The 24,672-nt window shown below is 67.9% G+C and carries 20 protein-coding genes; 11 read left to right on the forward strand and 9 right to left on the reverse strand.

The features are described 5' to 3' along the window. Positions 1-29 precede the first annotated feature (29 nt). Entirely contained in the window at positions 30-779 is a 750-nt protein-coding gene (locus A5764_RS18915; protein WP_067115424.1) for an SDR family oxidoreductase, read from the forward strand. Between the two features lie 81 nt (positions 780-860). On the opposite strand, the gene pgi is transcribed toward A5764_RS18915, so the two are convergent. Both pgi and A5764_RS18925 read right to left on the reverse strand, forming a co-directional pair. After that, positions 861-2,525: a glucose-6-phosphate isomerase gene (gene pgi, locus A5764_RS18920; protein WP_067115427.1), complete on the reverse strand. Its 1,665-nt coding sequence runs from the start codon at positions 2,523-2,525 to the stop codon at positions 861-863. A 206-nt stretch (positions 2,526-2,731) separates the two neighbouring features. Then, on the reverse strand, positions 2,732-3,049 hold the full coding sequence (locus A5764_RS18925) for a chorismate mutase (RefSeq protein WP_082951789.1): 318 nt from the start codon (positions 3,047-3,049) through the stop codon (positions 2,732-2,734). Between the two features lie 281 nt (positions 3,050-3,330). Between A5764_RS18925 and pcrA the strand changes: the two genes are divergently transcribed. Continuing rightward, positions 3,331-5,679, forward strand: a complete 2,349-nt coding sequence (gene pcrA, locus A5764_RS18930) for a DNA helicase PcrA (RefSeq protein ID WP_067115432.1) — start codon at positions 3,331-3,333, stop codon at positions 5,677-5,679. A gap of 53 nt (positions 5,680-5,732) precedes the next feature. Here pcrA and A5764_RS18935 read toward each other — a convergent pair whose 3' ends face one another. Continuing rightward, positions 5,733-6,317 carry a hypothetical protein gene (locus A5764_RS18935; protein ID WP_197501627.1) on the reverse strand — a complete coding sequence of 195 codons (585 nt, stop codon included), beginning with the start codon at positions 6,315-6,317 and terminating at the stop codon, positions 5,733-5,735. A 1-nt stretch (position 6,318) separates the two neighbouring features. Then, the gene (locus A5764_RS18940) at positions 6,319-7,425 is read right to left on the reverse strand and encodes a M23 family metallopeptidase (protein ID WP_067115543.1); all 1,107 of its coding nucleotides are present in this window, start codon (positions 7,423-7,425) and stop codon (positions 6,319-6,321) included. A 274-nt stretch (positions 7,426-7,699) separates the two neighbouring features. On the opposite strand from A5764_RS18940, the gene sucC reads away from it, so the two are divergent. Next, positions 7,700-8,863, forward strand: coding sequence for an ADP-forming succinate--CoA ligase subunit beta (gene sucC, locus A5764_RS18945; protein ID WP_067115435.1), 1,164 nt, complete (start codon positions 7,700-7,702; stop codon positions 8,861-8,863). Positions 8,864-8,880: 17 nt separating this feature from the next. Further along, entirely contained in the window at positions 8,881-9,783 is a 903-nt protein-coding gene (gene sucD / locus A5764_RS18950; RefSeq protein WP_067115438.1) for a succinate--CoA ligase subunit alpha, read from the forward strand. Positions 9,784-9,865: 82 nt separating this feature from the next. Here sucD and A5764_RS18955 read toward each other — a convergent pair whose 3' ends face one another. Beyond that, positions 9,866-10,714 (reverse strand): LLM class F420-dependent oxidoreductase, encoded by an 849-nt coding sequence (locus tag A5764_RS18955; protein ID WP_067115441.1) that lies wholly within the window; start codon positions 10,712-10,714, stop codon positions 9,866-9,868. Between the two features lie 262 nt (positions 10,715-10,976). Between A5764_RS18955 and A5764_RS18960 the strand changes: the two genes are divergently transcribed. From A5764_RS18960 to A5764_RS18990, 7 genes are all read left to right on the forward strand, one after another. Next, the gene (locus tag A5764_RS18960) at positions 10,977-11,897 is read left to right on the forward strand and encodes a DUF5336 domain-containing protein (protein ID WP_067115443.1); all 921 of its coding nucleotides are present in this window, start codon (positions 10,977-10,979) and stop codon (positions 11,895-11,897) included. Between the two features lie 39 nt (positions 11,898-11,936). Beyond that, positions 11,937-13,271, forward strand: coding sequence for a DUF6350 family protein (locus A5764_RS18965; RefSeq protein WP_067115445.1), 1,335 nt, complete (start codon positions 11,937-11,939; stop codon positions 13,269-13,271). Between the two features lie 90 nt (positions 13,272-13,361). Then, a complete protein-coding gene (purN, locus tag A5764_RS18970; RefSeq protein ID WP_067115448.1) occupies positions 13,362-14,009 on the forward strand; it encodes a phosphoribosylglycinamide formyltransferase in 648 nt (215 codons plus the stop codon). Next, positions 14,006-15,601, forward strand: coding sequence for a bifunctional phosphoribosylaminoimidazolecarboxamide formyltransferase/IMP cyclohydrolase (purH, locus tag A5764_RS18975; RefSeq protein ID WP_067115451.1), 1,596 nt, complete (start codon positions 14,006-14,008; stop codon positions 15,599-15,601). The genes purN and purH overlap by 4 nt, the downstream gene beginning before the upstream one ends. Before the next feature lie 41 nt (positions 15,602-15,642). Beyond that, positions 15,643-17,028 carry an ATP-binding protein gene (locus A5764_RS18980; protein WP_067115454.1) on the forward strand — a complete coding sequence of 462 codons (1,386 nt, stop codon included), beginning with the start codon at positions 15,643-15,645 and terminating at the stop codon, positions 17,026-17,028. Beyond that, positions 17,021-19,003 (forward strand): VWA domain-containing protein, encoded by a 1,983-nt coding sequence (locus A5764_RS18985; protein ID WP_067115458.1) that lies wholly within the window; start codon positions 17,021-17,023, stop codon positions 19,001-19,003. Before A5764_RS18980 ends, A5764_RS18985 begins: the two co-directional genes overlap by 8 nt. Before the next feature lie 88 nt (positions 19,004-19,091). Then, on the forward strand, positions 19,092-19,940 hold the full coding sequence (locus A5764_RS18990; RefSeq protein WP_067115461.1) for an aldo/keto reductase: 849 nt from the start codon (positions 19,092-19,094) through the stop codon (positions 19,938-19,940). A gap of 35 nt (positions 19,941-19,975) precedes the next feature. Here the strand turns inward: A5764_RS18990 and A5764_RS18995 are convergent, their stop codons facing one another. The 4 genes from A5764_RS18995 to A5764_RS19010 form a co-directional block, all read right to left on the reverse strand. Further along, positions 19,976-20,578, reverse strand: a complete 603-nt coding sequence (locus tag A5764_RS18995) for a DUF1707 domain-containing protein (RefSeq protein ID WP_082951795.1) — start codon at positions 20,576-20,578, stop codon at positions 19,976-19,978. A 75-nt stretch (positions 20,579-20,653) separates the two neighbouring features. Beyond that, positions 20,654-21,505: an enoyl-CoA hydratase family protein gene (locus tag A5764_RS19000; RefSeq protein WP_067115463.1), complete on the reverse strand. Its 852-nt coding sequence runs from the start codon at positions 21,503-21,505 to the stop codon at positions 20,654-20,656. Positions 21,506-21,515: 10 nt separating this feature from the next. Next, positions 21,516-22,691 carry an acyl-CoA dehydrogenase family protein gene (locus A5764_RS19005; protein ID WP_067115466.1) on the reverse strand — a complete coding sequence of 392 codons (1,176 nt, stop codon included), beginning with the start codon at positions 22,689-22,691 and terminating at the stop codon, positions 21,516-21,518. Continuing rightward, the gene (locus A5764_RS19010) at positions 22,688-24,670 is read right to left on the reverse strand and encodes a biotin carboxylase N-terminal domain-containing protein (protein WP_067115468.1); all 1,983 of its coding nucleotides are present in this window, start codon (positions 24,668-24,670) and stop codon (positions 22,688-22,690) included. Before A5764_RS19010 ends, A5764_RS19005 begins: the two co-directional genes overlap by 4 nt. Positions 24,671-24,672 lie beyond the last annotated feature (2 nt).

Below are 24,672 nucleotides of genomic sequence, written 5' to 3' on the forward strand. Positions count from 1 at the left end.
TCGCTGGGCCTGGTCGCTATGCTGCCCGGATGACCCGCCAGAAGATCCTCATCACGGGCGCCAGTTCCGGCCTGGGCGCCGGGATGGCGCGTGCCTTCGCCGCCAAGGGTCGCGATCTGGCGCTGTGCGCCCGCCGCACCGACCGGCTCGAGGAGCTCAAAGACGAGCTGTCGCAACGGTATCCGGGCATCAAGATCGCGGTCGCCGCGCTGGACGTCAACGACCACGAGCAGGTGCCCAAGGTGTTCGCCGAATTCGACGACGAGCTTGGCGGCATCGACCGCGTCATCGTCAACGCCGGCATCGGCAAGGGCGCCAAGCTGGGCTCGGGCAAACTCTGGGCGAACAAGGCCACCCTCGAGACCAATCTGGTGGCCGCACTGGTCCAGATCGAGACCGCGCTGGAGATGTTCAACAAACGCGGCTCCGGGCACCTCGTGCTCATCTCGTCGGTGCTCGGCAACAAGGGCATTCCTGGCGTCAAAGCCGCTTATGCCGCAAGCAAAGCCGGGATGCGCTCGCTGGGCGAGTCACTGCGCGCCGAATACGCCAAAGGCCCCGTCAAGGTCTCGGTGATCGAGCCCGGCTACATCGAGTCGGAGATGACGGCCAAGTCGGCGAGCGCAATGTTCATGGTGGACAACGAAACCGGAGTCGCGGCGCTGGTCGGCGCGATCGAACGCGAGCGGGGCCGGGCGGTGGTGCCGCGGTGGCCGTGGGCGCCACTGGTGCAGCTGATGCGGGTGCTGCCACCCCCGCTGACCAAACCGTTCGCCTAGGCGCCTCTGCCGCGAGCGTGCGTGTTTGTGCACGACACGCCGGGCATCCATGTGCAACTGCGCACGCTCGGCGCAAGCACGTCAGCTGGTGCGGCCTCGTTCGGTTCGGTAGCGACGGATCAGCGCATCGGTCGAGCTGTCGGACTGCGGCGCGGGCGAGGCGTCGGCGGTGATGACCGGAAGCAGCGCCTTGGCCTGTGTCTTGCCCAGCTCCACACCCCATTGGTCGAAGGAATCGATGCCCCAGATGACTCCCTCGGTGAAGACCTGATGCTCGTACAGCGCGATCAGTTGGCCCAGCACCGACGGCGTGAGCCGGTCGGCCAGGATCGACGTGGACGGCCGGTTGCCGGGCATCACCTTGTGCGGCACGACGTCGGGCGGCGTGCCCTCGGCCGCGATTTCTTCGGCGGTCTTGCCGAAAGCCAGCACCTGCGTTTGGGCGAAGAAGTTGCTCATCAGCAGGTCGTGCATGCTGCCGGTGCCTTCGACGGTGGCGAGGTCGTCCAGGGGCTGGCTGAAACCGATGAAGTCGGCCGGCACCAGCCGGGTGCCCTGGTGCAGTAACTGGTAGAAGGCGTGCTGGCCGTTGGTTCCCGGTTCGCCCCAATAGATTTCGCCGGTGTCGGTGGTGACCGGTGTGCCGTCGGCGCGCGTCGACTTGCCGTTGGACTCCATGGTCAGCTGCTGCAGATAGGCGGCGAAACGCGCCAGGTCGTTGGAATACGGCAGCACGGCACGCGATTGCGCGCCCATGAAGTTGGAGTACCACAGCCCGATAAGGCCCAGCAGCGCAGGCACATTGGACTCCAGCGGGGCGGTCTTGAAATGGCGGTCGACGATATGGAATCCGGACAGGAAATCCGCGAAGGCTTCCCGGCCGATGGCGGCCATCACCGACAGCCCGATCGCCGAATCGACCGAATACCGCCCGCCGACCCAATCCCAGAACCCGAACATGTTGTCGGTGTTGATGCCGAAGTCGTCGACCAGGCGCTTGTTGGTGGAGACGGCCACGAAATGCTTGGCCACCGCGGAGTCGCCGAGCGCGCCGGTCAGCCAGCGGCGCGCGGCCGTCGCGTTGGTCAGCGTCTCCAGCGTGGAGAAGGTCTTCGAGGCGACGATGAAAAGCGTTGTGGCGGGGTCTAAGTCGGCCAGCTTCGCGATCAGGTCGGCGGGATCGACGTTGGAGACGAAGCGCGCCGAGATTCCGGCGTCCGCGTAGTGGCGCAGCGCCTGGTAGACCATGACGGGGCCCAGGTCCGATCCGCCGATGCCGATGTTGACCACCGTGCTGATCCGTTTGCCGGTGGCCCCGGTCCATTCGCCGCTGCGCAGCCGATCGGTGAAGTCGCCCATGGCGTCGAGGACGGCGTGGACCTCCTCGACCACGTTTTGGCCGTCGACGACAAGTTCGGTGTCCCGGGGCAGCCGCAGTGCGGTGTGCAGCACGGCCCGGTCCTCGGAGGTGTTGATGTGCACCCCGGAGAACATTTGATCCCGGCGCTCCTCGAGGTTAGCGGTGCGCGCCAAATCGACCAGCAACTGCAGCGTCTCTCGGGTGATGCGGTGTTTGCTGTAGTCGATGTAGAGGTCGCCGACCGTGACGGTGAGGTCGCGGCCCCGGTCGGGATCGTCGGCGAAGAACTGCCGCAGATGGGTCTGGCCGATTTGTTCGTGATGCCTGCGCAGGGCGTCCCACGCCGGGGTGGCGGTGATGTCGGGGATGGTTTGCAGGGAGGTCATGGTTCGAGCCTAGTGACGGTCGCGAGCGCGGCGCAGCCGGGCGCTGCGGGCCGTCACCATGGGACTAGTGACGGTCGCGAGCGCGGCACAGCCGGGCGCTGGGCCGTCACCATCGGTTCGAGCGCGGTCCGACGTGACGGAGCCAGGTGTAGCGGATGGCGGAACGGGCCGCGGCAACTCGAAACGTCTGCGGTATCGGCGCGTCTTCAGTGGCCGAGGCGGCCCCGGCCCAACCTCAGCAGCAGCATGGCCAGGTCCTTACCTTCCGGACCGAGCTCGCTGTAGCGTTCGATGACCTTCATCTCTCGGCTGTGGACCAACCGGGTGCCGCCGGAGGCCATGCGGACCTTGCCGATCGCCTGGGACACCTCGGCACGGCGCTTTACCGCGGCGAGGATTTCGGCGTCCAGCCGGTCGATCTCGTGCCGCAACTCGTCGATGTCGGCGGCCGGTTCAGTGTCGATCATTTCGGTGTTCATTTCTGCTAACTCCGCGTTCTCGTTATGTGGGGGTTTTGGTCTCATCCGGTGTAGGGCCTCACAAAAGAGATGAGCCCCGTATCCGGAAGCGGACCACGGGGCTCTGCGATAGCAGCTAAACCACGGGGACCGCTGGCCGGTACCCGTAGAAAAATCGGCTGGGCCACTCGGGGGCCGAGAGCTGCCGATGGGACTGCGCGTTGAGCACCAAACGAGTGTGCCACCAATGCCCACACCAGCGCAAAAACAATGCGCAGACGCCGCGCCGATCTTCGTCAGCGGCTTCGGCGCCTGGCGTCGGTCGGCGGCGGTAAGTTTGGATCGACATGACTGTGCACGTGACCGATGCCAATCCCGAAGTGGATCGACTGCTCGACGACCTCAACCCGCAACAGCGCCAAGCGGTCGTCCACGAGGGCTCGCCGCTGCTGATCGTGGCGGGCGCCGGCTCGGGCAAGACGGCGGTGTTGACCCGGCGCATCGCCTATTTGATCGCGGCCAGGGGCGTGGGGGTCGGCCAGATTCTGGCCATCACCTTCACCAACAAGGCCGCCGCGGAGATGCGCGAACGGGTGGTGCGGCTGGTGGGCCCCCGGGCGCGCGCCATGTGGGTGTCGACGTTTCACTCGACCTGTGTGCGGATCCTGCGCAACCAGGCGTCGCTGATCGACGGCCTCAACTCCAACTTCTCGATTTATGACGCCGACGATTCGCGCCGCCTGCTGCAGATGATCGGCCGCGACATGGGGCTGGACATCAAGCGCTACTCGCCGCGCCTGCTGGCCAACGCCATCTCCAACTTGAAGAACGAGCTGATCGACCCCGACCAGGCCGTGGCGAACCTGTCGGACGCCTCCGATGAGTTGAGCCGCACCGTGGCGTCGGTGTTCGGCGAATACCAGCGGCGGCTGCGGGCGGCCAACGCGCTGGACTTCGACGACCTGATCGGCGAAACCGTCGCGGTGCTGCGGGCCTTTCCGCAGATCGCCCAGTACTACCGGCGCCGCTTCAGGCACGTCCTGGTGGACGAATACCAGGACACCAACCACGCGCAGTACGTGCTGGTGCGCGAGTTGGTCGGCCGCGACGCAGTCGAAGAGGACCAAGGCTCGCCCGACTCGGCTGATCAGGTGCCGCCGGCCGAACTGTGCGTCGTCGGCGACGCGGACCAATCCATCTATGCGTTCCGCGGTGCCACCATTCGCAACATCGAGGACTTCGAGCGCGACTATCCCGACGCGACAACCATTCTGCTGGAACAGAATTACCGCTCGACGCAAAACATTCTGTCGGCGGCCAACTCGGTGATCGCCCGCAACACCGGACGCCGCGACAAACGGCTGTGGACCGACGCCGGCGCCGGCGAGTTGATCGTCGGCTATGTTGCCGACAACGAGCACGACGAGGCCAGGTTCGTCGCCGAGGAGATCGATGCGCTCGCCGAGCGGGGCGAGATCACCTACAACGACGTGGCCGTGTTCTACCGCACCAACAACTCGTCGCGGTCGTTGGAAGAGGTGTTCATCCGCGCCGGCATCCCGTACAAAGTCGTTGGGGGAGTGCGCTTTTACGAGCGCAAGGAAATCCGCGACATCGTCGCCTATCTGCGAGTGCTGGACAACCCCGGTGACGCGGTCAGCATGCGGCGAATCCTCAATACGCCGCGCCGCGGCATCGGTGATCGGGCCGAGGCGTGTGTGGCGGTGTATGCCGAGAACACCGGCGCCAGCTTCGCCGACGCGCTTGTCGCCGCCGCCGAGGGCAAAGTGCCGATGCTGAATACCCGAGCGGAGAAGGCGATCGCCGGTTTCGTCGAGTTGCTTGACGACCTGAGGGGCCACCTCGACGACGATCTCGGCGACCTGGTCGAGCTGGTGCTCGAGCGCACCGGATACCGCAGCGAGCTGGAATCGTCGACCGACCCGCAGGAGCTCGCCCGGCTGGATAACCTCAACGAATTGGTCAGCGTCGCACACGAATTCAGCACCGACCAGGCCAACGCCGCCGCCCTCGACGAGTCGTTGCAGGCCCCCGAGGACGAAGACGTGCCCGACACCGGTGTGCTGGCCGCGTTCCTGGAGCGGGTGTCACTGGTCGCCGACGCGGACGAAATCCCCGAACACGGCGCCGGCGTGGTCACGCTGATGACGCTGCACACCGCGAAAGGCTTGGAGTTTCCCGTGGTGTTCGTCACCGGCTGGGAGGACGGGATGTTCCCGCACATGCGGTCGCTCGACGATCCAACCGAGCTGTCCGAAGAGCGGCGGCTTGCCTACGTCGGCATCACGCGGGCGCGCCAGCGGCTGTATGTGAGCAGGGCGATCGTCCGATCTTCCTGGGGCCAGCCGATGCTCAACCCGGAATCGCGCTTCCTGCGGGAGATCCCGCAGGAGCTCATCGACTGGCGGCGAAGTGCGCCCCCGCCGTCGTTCAGCGCGCCGGTCAGCGGCGCCGGCCGGTTCGGAGCGCCGCGACCGTCACCGACCCGTTCCGGTGCGGGCAAACGCCCCCTGCTGGTGCTGCAGCCCGGCGATCGGGTGACGCACGACAAGTACGGCCTGGGCCGGGTCGAGGAAGTCTCCGGCGTCGGCGAATCGGCGATGTCGCTGATCGACTTCGGTAGCTCGGGACGGGTGAAGCTGATGCATAACCACGCCCCGGTCAGCAAGCTCTAATTTGGTTGCATCGAGCGTGAAAGCAGCGCGAAAAAACTCCGAATTCTTCGCAATCAGTGCACGTTCGGTGTGGCATAGGCCTGCAACCACCGCTTGGTCTGCGGGTGCATCGCAAGTACCACGCTGGCGATCGGCAACAGCGGAAGCGCGTGCACGATCCACGCGACCCGGGCGCCGGCGATGAACACGCCGCCGTAGGTCAGCACCGCGACCACCGCACCGGCCACGATGAGGTAGCGCCCGGCGGGCCGGTGTTGCAGCAACAGGATCACGCCCGACACGGTGGTGATCGCGAATACCAGCGCGAGGAACGCGACCGCGATGCAGAACAGCCGGTCGGTCCTCCACCAGCCGGCGATCAGGTCGGTGGCCACCACCGAGGTGGCCCAACCGCTGACGATGCTGACCGCGCACGTGGCCACGGCCGTCCGGTCGCTCGGCTCATCGGCCGGCAGGGCCGAAACACCGCGCCGAACCGCGCCCTGGTAGGGCGGCGGCTGCGGGGGGATCTGGGTGGTCGGCGACTCCGGCACGACGGGCATCGGCCCGGTGGGTGCCCGCCGGATGATCCGCGTCCGCGATTCCGAGGGGGGCTCGGAAGGCTGCGGCGGGGCGGGAGGGTCGGTCGGCGCTGTCACCTCAGCCAGCGTAGTTGCCGACGTTAAGTCCTCGCTTAGCCAACCATGGGACGGGATCAATTCTTTCGGTGCCACCCTGCAGCACCTCGAAATGCAGGTGGGGACCGGTGGAGTTGCCCCGGTTGCCCATCGTGGCTATCTGGTCGCCGGCCATCACGTGCTCGCCGACGCTTACGAGCGTGGTGTTGACGTGGCCGTAGAGGGTGACGGTTCCGTCGGCGTGGCGCAGCTTGACCAGTGCCCCGTAGCCGGCGGCCGGCCCCGCGTCGATGACCACGCCGTCGGAAACGGCATAGATCGGTGTTCCGATTGAGTTGGCGAGGTCGATGCCGGCGTGCAGCACACCCCAGCGGTAGCCGAAGTTGGACGTGAAGATGCCCTTTGTCGGCATCACGTACAGCGGTTGCTGCAGCCGCGCCTCGCGCTGGGCACGATCGTTGGCGTAGGCCAGGCCCTTGGCGAGTTCCTCGTTGTGCACCGCGGCGTTGGCCGCGGGCTGGACCGCGATCACCTGGGCGCCCCGAACGGTGTTGCTGTCCGACCCGCCGGTGAGCGCCGAGGCGTTGGCGGTGAGCACGGCGCCCTCGGTCTTCGGTGTGTCAGCGTGGCTGGTCGCGGTGTGGGCCGCCGCGGCCGAGGCGCCGGCGGCCATCGCCGAGATGAGCAGGCGTCCCTTGGCCGCGCTGGTCGGTTGCTTCCGATGCTGGCCGCCGCGGCGTATCACGGGGAGGACGTCGGTGATGTCGGAGTGGTTGGAACGACGCGCGTCGCTATTCAGGTTGTCGGGCTGGAACCTCGCCGGAACCGGCACGGCGGTGGGGGTGGCCAGCACTCGCGGGCGCAGGTCGTCTGCTTCGTGAAGGTCGTCTAGCTCGGGAGCGAGCAGTACTCGGACCTCGTTGTCGAAAGTCGAATCGTTGCTGAAATCCAGGTCCTTGAGGTCGCTGAACTCATCGGCGAGGTCGAGGTCTATGAAGTCGAACCCGTCGAGCGGCAGGATCTCGGTGACTTCGTTGCGGTGCGGCTCCGTCCAACGGGCGCCGGCCGCGCGACCTACTCTCACCACGCCTGTTTCGGCAGAAGAATGAGCGAAACGGTGCTGGGACAAGCTGAAATGTCCTCGTATCGTGACCATAACGTTATCTGGACCTAAGGAAGGTAGCCGCTAACCGACGGGCCTGGCAACCCGGGACCAAAGTCCGAGCCCATATTGTGAGTCGCATCACGTTTCAGGCTCGCCGGTATGCCGTGAGCTGTGCCACATCGGTGGACGCGACCGTAGCAGGCGTTCGGCGGGTCGATACAGTGCCAGCGTGCGAGTGCCGATCGCGGCACCGCCTACGTATAGGCCTAGCAGTACGTCGAGCGAAGACAGTGAGCCCATGGACCTTTTCGAGTATCAAGCAAAAGAATTGTTCGCCAAACACAACGTACCGAGTACGCCGGGCCGAGTGACGGACACCGCCGAGGGGGCCCGGGCCATCGCGGAGGAAATCGGTCGCCCGGTGATGGTGAAGGCGCAGGTCAAGGTGGGGGGCCGCGGCAAGGCCGGCGGCGTCAAATACGCGGCGACGCCCGAGGACGCCTACGAGCACGCTAAGAAGATCCTCGGCCTGGACATCAAGGGCCACATCGTGAAGAAGCTGCTGGTCGCCGAGGCCAGCGACATCGCCGAGGAGTACTACATCTCCTTCCTGCTGGACCGCGCCAACCGCACCTACCTGGCGATGTGTTCGGTCGAGGGCGGCATGGAGATCGAAGAGGTGGCCGCCACCAAGCCCGACCGGCTCGCCAAGGTCGCGGTGGACGCCGTCAAGGGCGTCGACGAGGCGACGGCGCGCTCGATCGCCGAGCAGGGCCACCTGCCGGCCGAGGTGCTCGACGCCGCCGCGGTCACCATCTCCAAGCTGTGGGAGCTTTTCGTCGCCGAGGACGCCACCCTGGTCGAGGTCAACCCGCTGGTGCGTGACCCGGACAACCGGATCCTGGCGCTGGACGGCAAGATCACGCTCGACGCCAACGCCGACTTCCGCCACCCCGATCACACCGAGTTCGAGGACCGCGACGCCACCGACCCGCTGGAGCTCAAGGCCAAAGAGAACCACCTCAACTACGTCAAGCTCGACGGCCAGGTCGGCATCATCGGCAACGGCGCGGGCCTGGTGATGTCGACGCTCGACGTCGTCGCCTACGCCGGCGAAAAGCATGGCGGCGTCAAGCCGGCCAACTTCCTCGACATCGGCGGCGGCGCCTCCGCGGAGGTGATGGCCGCCGGCCTGGACGTCGTCCTGGGCGACGAGCAGGTCAAGGCCGTGTTCGTCAACGTCTTCGGCGGCATCACCGCCTGTGACGCGGTCGCCACCGGGATCGTCAAGGCGCTGGAAATCCTCGGCGACGAGGCCAACAAGCCGCTCGTCGTGCGGCTCGACGGCAACAACGTCGAGGAGGGCCGCCGCATCTTGGCCGAGGCCAACCACCCGCTGGTGACGCTGGTGCCGACGATGGACGAGGCCGCCGACAAGGCCGCCGAGCTGGCAAGCGCCTGAAAAGGAGAAATGACCCAATGGCTATATTCCTGACCAAAGACAACAAGGTCATCGTCCAGGGCATCACCGGCAGCGAGGCCACCGTCCACACCGCCCGCATGCTCAAGGCCGGCACCCAGATCGTGGGCGGGGTCAACGCGCGCAAGGCGGGCACCACCGTCACGCACGAGGACAAGGGCGGCCGGATCGTCGAGCTGCCGGTGTTCGGCAGCGTCACCGAGGCGATGGAAAAGACCGGCGCCGACGTGTCGATCATCTTCGTTCCGCCGAAGTTCGCCAAGGACGCGATCATCGAGGCCATCGACGCCGAGATCCCGCTGCTGGTGGTGATCACGGAGGGAATCCCCGTGCAGGACAGCGCATATGCGTGGGCCTACAACCTGGAGAAGGGCGGCAAGACCCGCATCATCGGGCCGAACTGTCCCGGCATCATCACCCCCGGCCAAGCGCTGGTGGGCATCACGCCCGCCAACATCACTGGCAGCGGGCCCGTCGGGCTGGTGTCGAAGTCCGGCACGCTGACCTACCAGATGATGTACGAGCTGCGCGATTTCGGGTTCTCGACGTCCATCGGCATCGGCGGGGACCCCGTGATCGGGACCACCCACATCGACGCCATCGAGGCCTTCGAGAAGGATCCCGACACCAAGGTCATCGTGATGATCGGGGAGATCGGCGGCGACGCCGAGGAGCGCGCCGCCGACTACATCAAGGCGCACGTGTCCAAGCCGGTCGTCGGCTATGTCGCGGGGTTCACCGCGCCGGAAGGCAAGACGATGGGCCACGCCGGCGCGATCGTGTCGGGTTCGTCGGGCACCGCGGCCGCCAAGAAGGAGGCCCTGGAGGCGGCCGGCGTCAAGGTCGGCAAGACCCCGTCTGAGACGGCCGCGTTGGCCCGGGAGATCTTGGCCAGCCTGTAGCCCCGGCTAGCGCCGGCAGACGCAAAAGCCTCGCGACACGCCGTTCTCGCGGGGCTTTTGCGACTCGCGCGGGAGACCGCTCCTATACCGCCGCGGCCAGCTTGCCGGCCAGCCGCTCCACGTAGGCGGCGACCTCGTCGTCGGAGCGGTCCGGCAGGCCGAACAGCACTTCGGTCACCCCGAGTTCGGCCCAGCGCGCCAGCTTCTCGGGCACCGGCTTGAAGTCCAGGGCCACGATCTGGGGTGCGCCGTCACGGCCGGCCGCCGCCCAGGTGTCCTGCAGCAGCTTCACCGGCTCGTCGATGTCGAAGTCGCGCGGGGTGGTGATCCAGCCGTCGGCGCTGCGGGCGATCCACTTGAAGTTCTTCTCATTGCCGGCCGCGCCCACCAACACCGGAATGTGTGGCTGGACGGGCTTGGGCCACGCCCAGCTGGGCCCGAACTTGACGAACTCGCCGTCGTAGGCCGCTTCTTCCTGCGTCCACAACGCGCGCATTGCCTCGATGTACTCGCGCAACATGGTGCGGCGCCGCCCGGGCGGCACGCCGTGGTCGGCGAGTTCGTCGGTGTTCCAGCCGAACCCGACGCCCAGGCTGACCCGGCCGCCGGACAGGTGGTCCAGGGTCGCGATGCTTTTGGCCAGTGTGATCGGGTCATGCTCTACGGGCAGCGCCACCGCGGTGGACAGGCGCACCCGCGACGTCACGGCGCACGCGGCGCCCAGGCTCACCCATGGGTCTAGCGTGCGCATGTAGCGGTCGTCCGGAAGCGACGCGTCACCGGTGGTCGGATGGGCCGCCTCGCGCTTGACCGGGATATGGGTGTGTTCCGGCACGTAGAACGTCTTAAAGCCGTGGTCGTCGGCAAGCTTGGCGGCTGTCGCCGGGGAGATGCCGCGATCGCTGGTGAAAAGCACAAGGCCGTAATCCATGCACAGGATTAGAACGTGTTCTACCTCTGCCGGGCAAGCGGCGACGCCAGACATCGATCCGCGACGGTGATCGGCGCTGGTCGCGCCAAGGGGCCGGTCGCAGCGGCACGGCCACCCGAACGTGCGCTAGCGTGGTTGATCGATCGCGTCGCACGCAAGATCCCCGGGGGTGTTTCGACCGCGGCGCGCCCGAGAGCACAGCGTCGCACCGCGATGTGGTGCCGCTAAGGCCTTCGAGGCACAGAAAGCAACAGGAGGAGTAATGACCTACTCGCCCGGAAGTCCCGGATATCAACCCGCGCAACCCGGCGGCTCCTATGCAGGCGCCACACCGTCTTTCGCCAAGACCGACGACGGCGAAAGCAAGCTTCCGCTGATCTTGAACGTCGCCGTGCTGGTGCTCGGCCTCGCGGTGTATCTGCTGAACTTCGGACCCACCTTCACCATCAGCGCCGACCTCGGCCCGGGTGGCGGGCGCGCCGGCGATGCCGGCACCGCGGTCATCGTCGCGGTGCTGGCCGCGCTGCTCGCCGGCCTGAGCTTGCTGCCCAAGGCAAAGAGCTACGTGGGGATCGTCGCGGTCATCGCGGTGTTGGGCACGCTGCTGGCCATCACGGAGGTCGTCAATACGCCCGCCGGCTTCTCCATCGGCTGGGCGATGTGGCCCTTGGTGGGCTGCAGCGTCTTCCAGTCGATCGCGGCGATTTACGCGTTGCTGCTGGACACGGGCGTCGTCACCGCCCCCACGCCGCGCCCCAAGTACGACCCGTACGCGCAGTATGGCCAGTACGGGCAATACGGCCAGTACGGCCAACAGCCGTACTACGGACAACAGCCGGGCGCCCAGCAGCACGCCGGACCCCAGTCGCACACCCCGCAGTCTTCGGGCTACGGCGCCCAGTACGGCGGTTACCCGTCGAGCCAGTCCCCGACCCAGCACGCGATCCCGACCTCTACCGGCGGGTACGGTGCCCAGCCTGGGCCGCAGTCGGGTCCCCAGCCGGCGGCGCAGCAGCAGGGACCGTCCACGCCGCCCACCGGATTCCCCAGCTTCAGCCAGCCGCCGTCGGCCGGCGGCACGGAGTCGCACGTCGGCTCGGCCCCGGGCGACTACTCCGGTCAGGCGGGCAGCCAGCACAACCAGGAGCAGCAGCAGTCGCCGTCTGGGCCGGCGCCGGCCTAACCGTGCGCCCTCGCGCGTAGCCGGGCACGTGCGCCAAGAGTGAAAAGGGTGTCAGAAAGCGCGGACAACCGGGCAACGGGCGCTCGCCAGGCGCGCGATCTCGTCCGGGTGGCGTTCGGTCCGGCCGTGGTGGCCTTGGGCGTGGTCGCCGCGGTCACGTTGCTGCAGCTGTTGATCGCCAACAGCGACATGACCGGGGCGTTGGGCGCCATCGCCAGCATGTGGCTGGCGGTGCACCAGGTGCCGGTGTCGATCGGTGGCCGCGAACTGGGCGTAATGCCGCTGCTGCCGGTGCTTTTGATGGTGTGGGGCACCGCCCGCAGCAGCGCCCGGGCCACCTCCCCGTATTCGTCGTGGCTGGTGGTCCGCTGGGTGATCGCGTCGGCGCTGGGCGGGCCCCTGCTGATGACGGCGATCGCGCTGGCGGTCATCCACGACGCGTCGTCGGTGATCACCGAGCTGCAGACGCCCAGCGCCCTGCGGGCGTTCGTCAGCGTAGTGGTGGTGCACGCCATCGGTGCCGCGATCGGCGTGTGGTCGCGGGTGGGCAGACGTGCGTTGACGGCTTCGCCGCTGCCCGACTGGCTCGGCGATTCCCTGCGCGCGGCCACGGCCGGCGTGTTGGCGTTGCTCGGCCTGTCGGGGCTGGTGACCGCGGGCTCGTTGGTCGTGCACTGGGCGACGATGCAGGAGCTCTACGGGATCACCGATTCGATCTTCGGCCAGTTCAGCCTCACCCTGCTGTCGGTGCTGTACGCACCCAACGTCATCGTGGGCACGTCGGCCATCGCCGTCGGGTCCAGCGCCCATCTGGGCTTCGCGACGTTCAGTTCGTTCACCGTGTTCGGTGGCGACGTCCCGGCGCTGCCGATTCTGGCCGCGGCGCCCACCCCGCCGCTGGGTCCGGTGTGGGTCGCGCTGCTCATCGTGGGCGCAGCGTCCGGTGTGGCGGTCGGCCAGCAATGTGCCCGGCGGGCGCTGACGCTGCTTCCGGCGATGGCCAAACTGCTGGTCGCGTCGGTCGTTGGGGCGCTGGTGATGTCGTTGCTTGCCTACGGCGGCAGCGGCCGGCTGGGCAACTTCGGGGATGTCGGCGTCGACCAGGGGACGTTTGTGGTCGGCGTGTTCTTCTGGTTCGCGGTCGTCGGCTGCGTCACGGTGGTGATGGCCGGTGGGATCCGGCCCGTCGTGCTGAGAAGGCCCAGGCGGCCCAAGCCCGCGCCGACGCCCGCCGCCGAGGAGCCGGCGGACTTCGGGTCGCTGTTCGACGACGCCGATAACGAGCCGGGCGAGGAATTCGCCGAGAAGCACGCCGAGGAGCACGACCGGCCCGCTGAGGCCGCGGCGGACGAAGACGAGTCGCCGCCGGTGTAGATCGAGCCTGCGCTGAGCGCGGCGACACGCGGCGCGAGGTAGCGCTGGACGCAGAGTCGACGCCTCGGCCCGCCGACTAGGCTCGCCGGTGTGTCCGAACCGCTCCACGTGCCCCCCAGCGCTCCGGCGCGGGTGGTGGTGTTGGCGTCGGGCACCGGTTCGCTGCTGGCCTCGCTGATCGACGCCGCCGTCGGCGACTACCCCGCCCAGGTGGTCGCGGTCGGCACCGATCGCGACTGCCGGGCGAACGAGATCGCCGCCGCGGCATCGGTCCCCGCGTTCACCGTCCGCCTGGCCGATCATCCCGACCGCGACGTCTGGGATACGGTCATCACCGACGCCGCCGCCGCGCACTCGCCCGACCTGATCGTGTCCGCAGGGTTCATGAAAATCCTTGGGCCACGGTTTCTTTCGCGGTTCTACGGACGCATCCTCAACACCCACCCCGCGCTCCTGCCCGCGTTCCCGGGTGCGCACGGTGTGGCCGACGCATTGTCCTACGGGGTGAAGGTCACAGGCTGTACGGTGCACCTGGTGGACGCCGGTACGGACACCGGGCCGATCGTGGCGCAGCAATCCGTTCCGGTTCTCGACGGCGACGACGAACAGACCCTGCACGAACGCATCAAAGTCACCGAACGGCAGCTGTTGGTGGACGTGGTGGCGGCGATCGCGACCCGCGGGGTCACCGTGGTCGGACGAAAAGCCACGATCGGACGAAAGGCGACCATACGATGAGCCCCGACGACGCCCTGAGCGCAACCAAACGGCCGATCCGCCGCGCGTTGATCAGCGTGTACGACAAGACCGGTCTGATCGACCTCGCCAAGGGACTGGCCGAGTCGGGGGTCGAGATCATCTCGACCGGTTCGACAGCGAAAACCATTGCTGACAAAGGAATCCCGGTGATTGGGGTGGAGGAACTGACCGGCTTCCCGGAGGTGCTCGACGGCCGGGTCAAGACGCTGCACCCGCGGGTGCACGCCGGCCTGCTGGCCGATCTGCGCAAGCCCGAGCACGCCGCGGCGCTCGAGAAGCTCGGCATCGCGGCGTTCGAGCTCGTCGTGGTCAACCTGTATCCGTTCAGCGAGACGGTCGACTCCGGCGCCGGCATCGACGAGTGCGTCGAGCAGATCGACATCGGCGGCCCGTCGATGGTTCGCGCGGCCGCCAAGAACCACCCCAGCGTCGCGGTGGTCACCGACCCTCTCGGGTATGACGGAGTGCTCGCCGCGGTGCGCAATGGCGGATTTACCCTCGCCGAGCGCAAAAGGCTGGCGTTGCTGGCCTTTCGGCACACCGCCGAGTACGACATCGCCGTCGCCGGCTGGATGGAGTCGACGCTGGCGCCCGAACATCCGCCCACGGCGTTTCCGCCGTGGTTGGCCGGCAGCTGGCGGCGCACGGCGATGCTGCGCTACGGCGAGAACCCGCATCAGCAAGCGGCGCTCTACAGCGACCCCGGCGCCTGGCCGGGCCTGGCGCAGGCCGAGCAGCTGCACGGAAAAGAGATGTCCTACAACAACTTCACCGATGCCGACGCCGCGTGGCGGGCAGCCTTCGACCACGAAGAGATGTGCGTGGCAATCATCAAGCACGCCAACCCTTGTGGGATCGCAATCTCGTCGGTATCGGTCGCCGACGCGCATCGCAAGGCCCACGAATGCGATCCGCTGAGCGCCTACGGCGGAGTGATCGCGGCGAACACCGAAGTCAGCGTCGAGATGGCGGAGTACGTGAGCACCATCTTCACCGAGGTGATCGTGGCGCCCGCCTACGCGTCCGGCGCGGTCGACGCGCTGACGCGCAAGAAGAACATCCGCGTGCTGCTGGCCTCCGAGCCGCTGACCGGCGGCACCGAGCTGCGACCGGTCAGCGGCGGCCTCTTGGTGCAGCAACGCGACCAGCTCGACGCGCACGGCGACAACCCGGCCAACTGGACCCTGGCGACCGGATCACCGGCGGACCCGAAGAGTTTGACCGACCTGGTCTTTGCGTGGCGCGCCTGCCGCGCGGTCAAGTCGAACGCGATCGTGATCGCCGCCGACGGCGCCACCATCGGCGTCGGCATGGGTCAGGTCAACCGGGTCGACGCCGCCCGGCTGGCCGTTGAAAGAGGGAATGCACGCGGTGGCGAACGGGTGCGCGGCGCGGTCGCGGCCTCGGATGCCTTCTTCCCATTCCCTGACGGGCTCGAGACGCTGACCGCCGCCGGGGTGAAGGCCGTCGTGCATCCGGGCGGATCGGTGCGCGACGACGAGGTCACCGCGGCGGCCGCCAAGGCCGGCGTCACCGTCTACCTGACCGGAGCCCGCCACTTCGCGCACTGAACGTTCGGCGGGTGGGGTGTGCAGGCAGCGCGTAGCGTGGAGTGGTGCCATCACCGAGTCACCTGCCCCGAACCGTCGGCGAACTGCGCGCCAGTGGCCATCGCGAACGGGGAGTCAAGCAGGAAATCCGCGAGAATCTCCTGACCGCGCTGGCCGAGGGAGACGAGATCTGGCCGGGCATACTGGGCTTCGACGACACCGTCTTGCCGCAGCTGGAGCGGGCGCTGATCGCGGGGCACGACTTCGTGCTGCTGGGCGAGCGCGGCCAGGGCAAGACCCGGCTGCTGCGGGCGCTGGTCGGGCTGCTTGACGAATGGACACCGGTGATCGACGGGGCCGAACTCGGCGAGCACCCGTACACCCCGATCACGCCGGAGTCGATCCGGCGGGCCGCCACGCTCGGCGACGACCTGCCCGTGGCGTGGAAGCACCGCAGCGAGCGCTACACCGAGAAGCTGGCCACCCCGGACACCAGCGTCGCCGACCTGGTCGGTGACATCGACCCCATCAAGGTCGCCGAAGGCCGCAGCCTGGGTGACCCCGAGACCATCGCCTACGGGCTGATCCCGCGCGCGCACCGCGGCATCGTCGCGGTCAACGAGCTGCCCGACCTGGCCGAGCGCATCCAGGTGTCGATGCTCAACGTCATGGAGGAGCGCGACATCCAGGTCCGCGGTTACACGCTGCGCCTGCCGCTGGACGTGCTGGTGGTGGCCAGCGCCAACCCAGAGGACTACACCAACCGGGGCCGCATCATCACCCCGATCAAGGACCGGTTCGGCGCCGAGATCCGCACCCACTACCCGCTGGAACTGGAGGCGGAGGTGGGCGTGATTGTTCAGGAGGCGCACCTGAGCGCTCAGGTCCCCGACTACCTCATGCAGGTGATCGCGCGATTCGCCCGCTACCTGCGGGAGTCCAGCTCCGTCGATCAGCGGTCCGGGGTGTCGGCGCGGTTCGCGATCGCCGCGGCCGAGACGGTGGCCGCCGCCGCCCGGCATCGCGGGGCGATGCTGGGGGAGACCGACCCGGTGGCCCGGGTGGTCGACCTGGGCACCGTGATCGACGTGCTGCGCGGCAAGCTGGAATTCGAGTCCGGCGAAGAGGGCCGCGAGCAGGCGGTGCTGGAACACCTGCTGCGCCGCGCGACCGCCGACACCGCCGCCAGGGTGCTGGGCGGCATCGACGTCGGTTCGCTGGTGACCGCCGTCGAGGCCGGGTCGGCAGTGACGACGGGGGAGCGAGTGTCGGCCAAGGACGTGCTGGCCGCGGTACCGGGCCTGCCGGTGGTGGATAGGATCGCGACCAAGCTCCATGCCGAGTCCGAAGGCGAGCGCGCCGCGGCATTGGAACTGGCGCTCGAGGCGCTGTATTTGGCCAAGCGCATCGACAAGGTGTCCGGGGAGGGCCAAACCGTCTATGGCTAGAGCGCACTCTTCGCGGTACTCGGCGTACACCGGCGGGCCCGACCCGCTGGCGCCGCCGGTGGATCTGCGTGAGGCGCTTGAACAGATCGGCCAAGATGTCATGGCCGGCACTTCGCCACGGCGTGCGCTTTCCGAGCTGCTGCGCCGCGGCACCCAGAACATGCGCGGGGCCGACCAACTGGCGGCCGAGGCTAACCGGCGCCGACGGGACTTGTTGCGCCGCAACAACTTAGACGGCACCTTGCAGGAGATCAAGAAGCTGCTCGACGAGGCGGTGCTGGCCGAACGCAAGGAGCTGGCCCGCGCCCTGGACGACGACGCGCGCTTCGGCGAGCTGCAGCTGGACGCGCTGCCGGCGTCGCCGGCCAAGGCCGTACAGGAGCTCTCAGACTACAACTGGCGCAGCGCCGAGGCGCGCGAAAAGTACGAGCAGATCAAGGATTTGCTGGGCCGCGAGATGCTCGACCAGCGCTTCGCGGGCATGAAGCAGGCGCTCGAGGGCGCCACCGACGAGGATCGCCAGCGCGTCAACGAGATGCTGGACGACCTCAACCAGCTGCTGGACAAGCACGCCCGCGGCGAGGACACCCAGCAAGACTTCGACGACTTCATGGACAAGCACGGCGAGTTCTTTCCCGAGAACCCCCGCAACGTCGAGGAGCTGTTGGACTCGCTGGCCAAGCGGGCCGCTGCCGCGCAGCGCTTCCGCAACAGCCTGAGCCCCGACCAGCGCGCAGAGCTGGATGCCTTGGCGCAGCAGGCATTTGGCTCCCCGGCGTTGATGCAGGCGCTGAACCGGCTCGACGCGCATCTGCAGGCCGCCCGGCCGGGCGAGGACTGGACCGGCTCCGAGCAGTTCTCCGGCGACAATCCGTTCGGCATGGGCGAGGGCACCCAGGCGCTGTCGGACATCGCCGAGCTCGAGCAGCTGGCCGAGCAGCTGTCGCAAAGCTATCCGGGCGCCACCATGGATGACGTCGATCTGGACGCGCTGGCCCGCCAGCTCGGAGACGAGGCGGCCATCGACGCGCGGACACTGGCCGAATTGGAACGCGCACTGGTCAATCAGGGATTCCTGGATCGCGGTTCCGACGGCCAGTGGCGGTTGTCGCCGAAGGCCATGCGACGGCTCGGCGAGACGGCGTTACGTGATGTGGTGCAACAGCTTTCCGGCCGGCGCGGCGAGCGGGATCATCGGCGCGCGGGGGCCGCCGGCGAGCTGACCGGTGCGACCCGGCCCTGGCAGTTCGGCGACACCGAGCCGTGGAACATCGCGCGCACGCTGACCAACGCAGTGCTGCGGCAGGCGGGAACCGCGACGCTCGACGGCCAGGCGGGCCCGATCCGGATCGCCGTCGACGACGTCGAGGTGTCCGAGACCGAGACGCGCACGCAGGCCGCGGTGGCGCTGTTGGTGGACACCTCGTTTTCGATGGTGATGGAGAATCGCTGGCTGCCGATGAAGCAGACGGCGCTGGCGCTCAACCACCTGGTGTGCACCCGCTTTCGCTCAGATGCCCTGCAGATCATCGCGTTTGGCCGGTATGCCCGCACGGTGACGGCCGCTGAGCTCACCGGTCTGGAGGGCGTCTACGAGCAGGGCACCAACCTGCACCACGCGCTGGCGCTGGCCGGTCGTCACCTGCGGCGCCACCCCAACGCGCAGCCCGTCGTGCTGGTGGTGACCGACGGTGAGCCGACCGCGCACCTGGAGGACTTCGACGGAGAAGGCTCGGCGGTGTTCTTCGATTACCCACCACACCCGCGGACCATCGCCCACACGGTGCGCGGGTTCGACGACATGGCCCGCCTCGGTGCGCAGGTGACGATCTTCCGGCTCGGCAGCGACCCTGGCCTGGCACGGTTCATCGACCAGGTCGCCCGCCGCGTCGAGGGGCGCGTTGTGGTGCCCGACCTGGATGGCCTGGGTGCGGCCGTGGTGGGCGACTACCTGCGGTCCCGGCGCCGCCGTTGACCATGGCGCCCCTACGTTTTCGACGTGATTTCGGGCACGGGTAGCCGCCGTCTTAACGGGGTACCTGGAGCGAGAAGGAGGAAGCCCAATGACCAACGTTCCAACGATCGAACTCAACGACGGCGTCCGCATTCCGCAGCTTGGATTCGGCGTATTCCAGATCAAACCCGACGAAACCGCCGAAGCGGTCAAGCGGGCCCTCGAGATCGGATACCGCCACATCGACACCGCTGAAATGTACGGAAACGAAAAGGAAGTCGGCCAGGGCGTGCGCGACGCCGGCCTCGACCGTGCCGAGGTTTTCATCACCAGCAAGCTGAACAACGGCTTTCACAAGCCCGACGATGCGCGCCGAGCATTCGACAAGACGCTGGACGCCCTCAATTCGGATTACGTCGACCTGTTCCTGATTCACTGGCCGCTGCCCACCCTCTACGGCGGGGACTTCGTGTCCACCTGGAAGGTGCTCGAAGAGTTCGCCAAAGACGGACGCGCGCGCAGCATCGGCGTGTCGAACTTCCAGCCCGCACATCTCGATCGGCTCGCCGACGAAACCGACACGGTCCCTTCGGTCAACCAGATCGAGGTCCATCCCTACTTCGCTAACGAGGCGGTCCGCGCCTACGGACGCGAGCACGGCATTGTCACCGAGGCGTGGTCGCCGATCGCCCAGGGCAAGGTGCTCGACGACCCCGTGATCAACCGCATCGCCGAGGCCCGCGGCAAATCACCGGCGCAGGTGGTGCTGCGCTGGCACATCCAGCGCGGAGACATCGTGTTCCCCAAGTCCGTAACGCCGGAGCGGATCAAAGCCAACTTCGAGCTGTTCGACTTCGAGTTGGACAACTCCGACATGGACGCGATCTCGGGTCTGGACAAAGGCGAGTCGGGCAGGAACGGCCCACATCCGGACCAATTCGACTACGTGCCGAAATAGGCTCGGGCAGAACGCTTCTGCGCTGAGACCTGCCGCTAGGGGCGGTGCCTGCGGGCCTTGCGACGGACGCCCACACCGCCCCACAGCGAGAAGCCGCGAATCTTGACCTTCGGCGCGCCGGGTGTGCCCTGGCCCAGGACACTGTGGTCGAAGCCACCCATCACGCCGCGGCCCTCGATCTCGACGTTGACTTCCGGTGGTAGCAGGATGTTCTGCGCACCCATGATCGAGATCGCGTGGATCTCGACCTCGGTCGAGGTGAAGTCGGCGTAGCGCAGATCCACCACCCCGGTGCCCCAGAACGTGAACGTCGTCAGCTTCTTGGGCACGTTCCACCGGCCGCGCCGCTCGAATCCGCTCATCAGCGCGAGCAGCAACATCGACGGCGCCGGGTTGGGTTTGCCGCCCCTACGCGGGCTTATCGCAGTGCCCGGCAGGTCCGCCCGGAGCTCGTCCAGCTCTTCGTACGTCGTGGCCGCATAGGCCCTGGTAAGGCGGTCTTCGTAGTCCTTCAGCTGCAGGCGGCCCTGCTCTGCCGCGTACGCCAGCAACTGCGCGAGCTGTATGCGATCCGTGTCGGCCGCGCGCGACGATTCGTCACGCGTGTCCTTCGCGTCGCGCTGCGCTGAGTTGCTCATCATCCACGAGCGTACGACGTCCAGGTTTTGCTGCAAGTGTGTTGGCTAAACTGCAACGTTCTTCGAAGGCCGCACTCAATTGGCGCCACCGTCAACGGGCGCCCAGCCGGGCGGGCGCTTCTGCAAAAACGCCAGCATGCCTTCGCGGGCTTCCTCGGACACGAACAGCCGGGCCGACTCCTCGGCGAGCCGTTCGGCATCGCGGTCGAAGCCTTCCAGCACGGCGGCCGTCGTCAGCGCCTTCGACGCCGCAAGGCCCTGCGGCGAACCGCGGCTCACGTCGGCGAGCAGCTTCCGCACCGCGGCTTGCACGTCGTCGGTCGCCAGGGTGATGAGCCCCATCTCGGCGGCTTCCGGCGCACCGAACGTCGCGCCGGTGAGGTAGTAGCGAGCCGCCGCCCGTGCCGACATCTTCGGCAGCAGCGTCAGGGAAATGATCGCGGGGGCGACCCCGATGCGGGCTTCGGTCAGTGCGAAGGTGCTGCGCGGCCCGGCGACCGCGATGTCGCAGGCACCGACCAAGCCGAACCCCCCGGCCCGGACATGCCCGTCGATTGCGGCGATCACGGGCAGCGGTGACTCAACGATGGCGCGCAGCAGCGCCGTCAGTTCCCGGCCGCGGGCCGCGGCCAGGTCAAATGCCGATGGTGGCGACCCGCTTCGCCCGGCTGCGCCGCGCTCGCGATCGCCACGCGGGTCGTCGCCGCTGGCCTCACTCAGGTCGGCGCCGGCGCAGAAGGTGCCGCCGGTGTGCCCGAGGACCACCGCTCGCACGGTCGGGTCCGCCGCCGCGTCGCGCAGGCCCTGATGCAACTGCTCGACGAGCGCGGTCGAGAGGGCGTTGCGATTGTGGGGCGAGTTCAGCGTCAGCCGCGTGTACGGGCCGCCGGCATCGGCTGGCCCGGCGTATTCGACCAGGGTGTCCATCAGTAGGGCTTCAGTAGCTTCGGGGCAGGCCCAGCGACGTCTGCGCAACGAAGTTCAGCACCATCTCGCGGCTGATCGGGGCGATCCGGCCCAGCCGCGCCGAGGTCAGCATCGCGGCGACGCCGTACTCCTTGGTCAACCCGTTGCCGCCCATCGACTGCACCGCCTGGTCGACCGAGCGGGTGGCCGCTTCGGCGGCGGCGTACTTGGCCATGTTGGCGGCCTCGGCCGCGCCCATGTCGTCGCCGCTGTCGTAGAGCGTGGCGGCCTTCTGCATCATCAGCTTGGCCAGTTCGACCTCGATGTGGCACTGCGCCAAGGGATGTGACAGCCCCTGGTGGGCGCCGATCGGCGTGGACCACACCTTGCGGGTCTTGACGTAATCGACGGCCTTTTCGAGGGCGAACCGTCCCATGCCCACCGAGCTGGCCGCGCCCATGATCCGCTCGGGGTTCAAACCGGCGAAAAGCTGTGCGATGGCGGCGTCCTCGGCCCCGACCAGCGCATCGCTTGGCAGCCGGACGTCGTCGAGGAAGACCTGGAATTGACGCTCCGGGCTGATCAGCTCCATTTCGATTGGCGTGTAGGTGAATCCGGGGGCGTCCGTGGGCACCACGAACAGGGCTGGGCGCAATGATTCGGACTTTGCTCCTGTCTCTTTGAAGGTGCGCGCCACCACGAGCACCGCCTGCGCCTGGTCGACGCCGGAGATGAACACCTTCTGGCCCTTGAGGATCCAATCGCTGCCGTCGCGCCGGGCGGTGGTGGTGATCTTGTGGGAGTTGGATCCGGCGTCCGGTTCGGTGATGGCGAACGCCATCGTCAGCGAGCCGTCGGCGATGGCCGGGATCCAGCGCTTCTTCTGTTCTTCGGTGCCGAACTTGCTGATGATGGTGCCGTTGATGGCGGGTGACACCACCATCAGCAGCAGCGCGCTGCCCGCGGCCGCCATTTCTTCCATCACCAGTGACAGCTCGTACATCCCGGCGCCACCACCGCCGTACTCCTCGGGCAGGTTCACCCCGAGAAATCCGAGCTTGCCCGCCTCGGACCACAATTCGGTAGTGTGCTCGTGAACACGGGCTTTCTTGAGGTAATACTCGGCGCCGTAGCCGGACGCCCACTCGGCCACCGCCTTGCGCAGTGCGCGGCGTTCCTCGTTTTCGATGAAGCTGGTGTCGGTCACGGTGAATCTCCTTCTGCTTGCGGCGCTTCCACTCGTGCCAGGACGGCGCCAACTTCGACTTGCTGACCGGTTTTGACGTTGAGTTCGGCGAGCACACCGTCGACCGGCGCGGCGATGGTGTGTTCCATCTTCATCGCCTCGAGCCAGATCAGCGGCTGCCCGGCGGTGACGGTGTCGCCGGCGGCGGCGCCGAGACGGATGACGTTGCCGGGCATGGGTGCCACGAGGGAGCCCTTTTCGAGGGTCGATTCCGGCTCGGGGAACCGTGGGAGTGCGACCAGGTGAACCGGCCCGCGGGCGGAATCGACGTAGACATCCGAAGCGTAGCGGTGCACCGAGAAGCTGTGGTCCACCCCCGCATCGGCCAGCACAACCCGGTCCGGGGCGGACGAGACGAGCCGCACCGACGCATCATCGGGAAGCTCCAAACCGGTTCTGCTGAACCGGTATTCGATCCGGTGCTCAGTGCCCGCACCGTCGCGGTAGCTCTTGACCTGGTGGCCCGACGGCAGGTTTCGCCAGCCGCTGGGGATCGAGCCGAACACCGCGGCGTGGGCTCGGTTGTGCGCGGCGTCGGCGAGGGCGGCGGCGATCGCCGACAACCGGACCGTCGCGGCGTCGGCCAGCGGGGCCGACAGCTCCGCCAGGCCGTGTGTGTCGAAAAATGCGGTGTCGGTGGCGCCTTCGAGGAACGCCGGGTGGCGCAGCACGTTCACCAGCAGCTCGCGGTTGGTGCGCAGGCCGTGCACCCGGGCGCGGGCCAGCGAGTCGGCCAGCACCAGCGCCGCCTGCCGGCGCGTCGGGGCGTACGAGATGACCTTGGCCAGCATCGGGTCGTAATGGATCGACACCACCGAGCCGTCGACGATTCCGGAATCCAGCCGGATCCCGGTCCGGTGGTCCAGCGTGCTGAACTGCGCGCGAACTCCTGGCACGTCGATCGCGTGCACCAACCCGGCTTGGGGCTGCCAGCCGTGCGCCGGGTCCTCGGCGTAGAGCCGGGCCTCGATCGAATAGCCTTCGGAGGCAGGCGGTTCGGCGTCCAGGCGCCCGCCGTCGGCGACCGCAAGCTGCAGTTCGACGAGGTCCAGGCCCGTGGTCTCTTCGGTGACCGGATGCTCGACCTGCAGCCGCGTGTTCATCTCCAGGAAGTAGAACTCCCCGTCCTCATCGGCGAGGAACTCCACCGTGCCAGCCCCGGTGTAGCCGATCGCGCCGGCGGCCAGCCGGGCCGCGTCGAACAGCTTGGCCCGCATGCCCGGCGTGCGTTCGACCAGGGGGGACGGGGCCTCCTCGATGATCTTCTGGTGCCTGCGTTGAATCGAGCATTCGCGTTCCCCGACGGCCCACACCGTGCCGTGGGTGTCCGCCATGACCTGCACCTCGACGTGGTGGCCGGTGGGCAGGTAGCGCTCGCAGAATACCGTCGGGTCGCCGAAGGCCGACTGCGCCTCGCGCCGTGCCGCCGCGACTTCGCCGGGCAGAGCGGACAATTCGCGCACCACCCGCATCCCGCGGCCGCCGCCGCCCGCGGAGGCCTTCACCAGCACCGGCAGCTGGGCTTCGGTCACCGCGTCGGGGTCCAGCTCGTCGAGCACCGGTACCCCGGCGGCGGCCATCAGCTTCTTGGACTCGATCTTGGAGCCCATCGCGCGCACCGCGTCCACCGGTGGCCCGACCCAGGTCAGGCCGGCGGCCTGCACGGCGGTGGCGAATTCGGCGTTCTCCGAAAGGAACCCGTAACCGGGATGCACCGCGTCGGCGCCGGCGGCTCGGGCCGCCCCGATGATGGCCTCGGCGTTGAGATAATCGTTGGCCTGGGCCAGGCGCACGCGGGCGTCGGCCTCGGCGACGTGCGGCGCGGCCGCGTCGGGATCGGTGTAGACGGCGACGGTGCCCAGGCCCACTCGCCGGCAGGTCGCGAACACCCGTCGGGCGATCTCGCCGCGGTTGGCGACCAGCACTCGTGTGATCCCCATGA

This window comes from Mycobacterium sp. 852002-51057_SCH5723018, assembly GCF_001667035.1.
In the GTDB taxonomy this organism is placed as follows: domain Bacteria; phylum Actinomycetota; class Actinomycetes; order Mycobacteriales; family Mycobacteriaceae; genus Mycobacterium.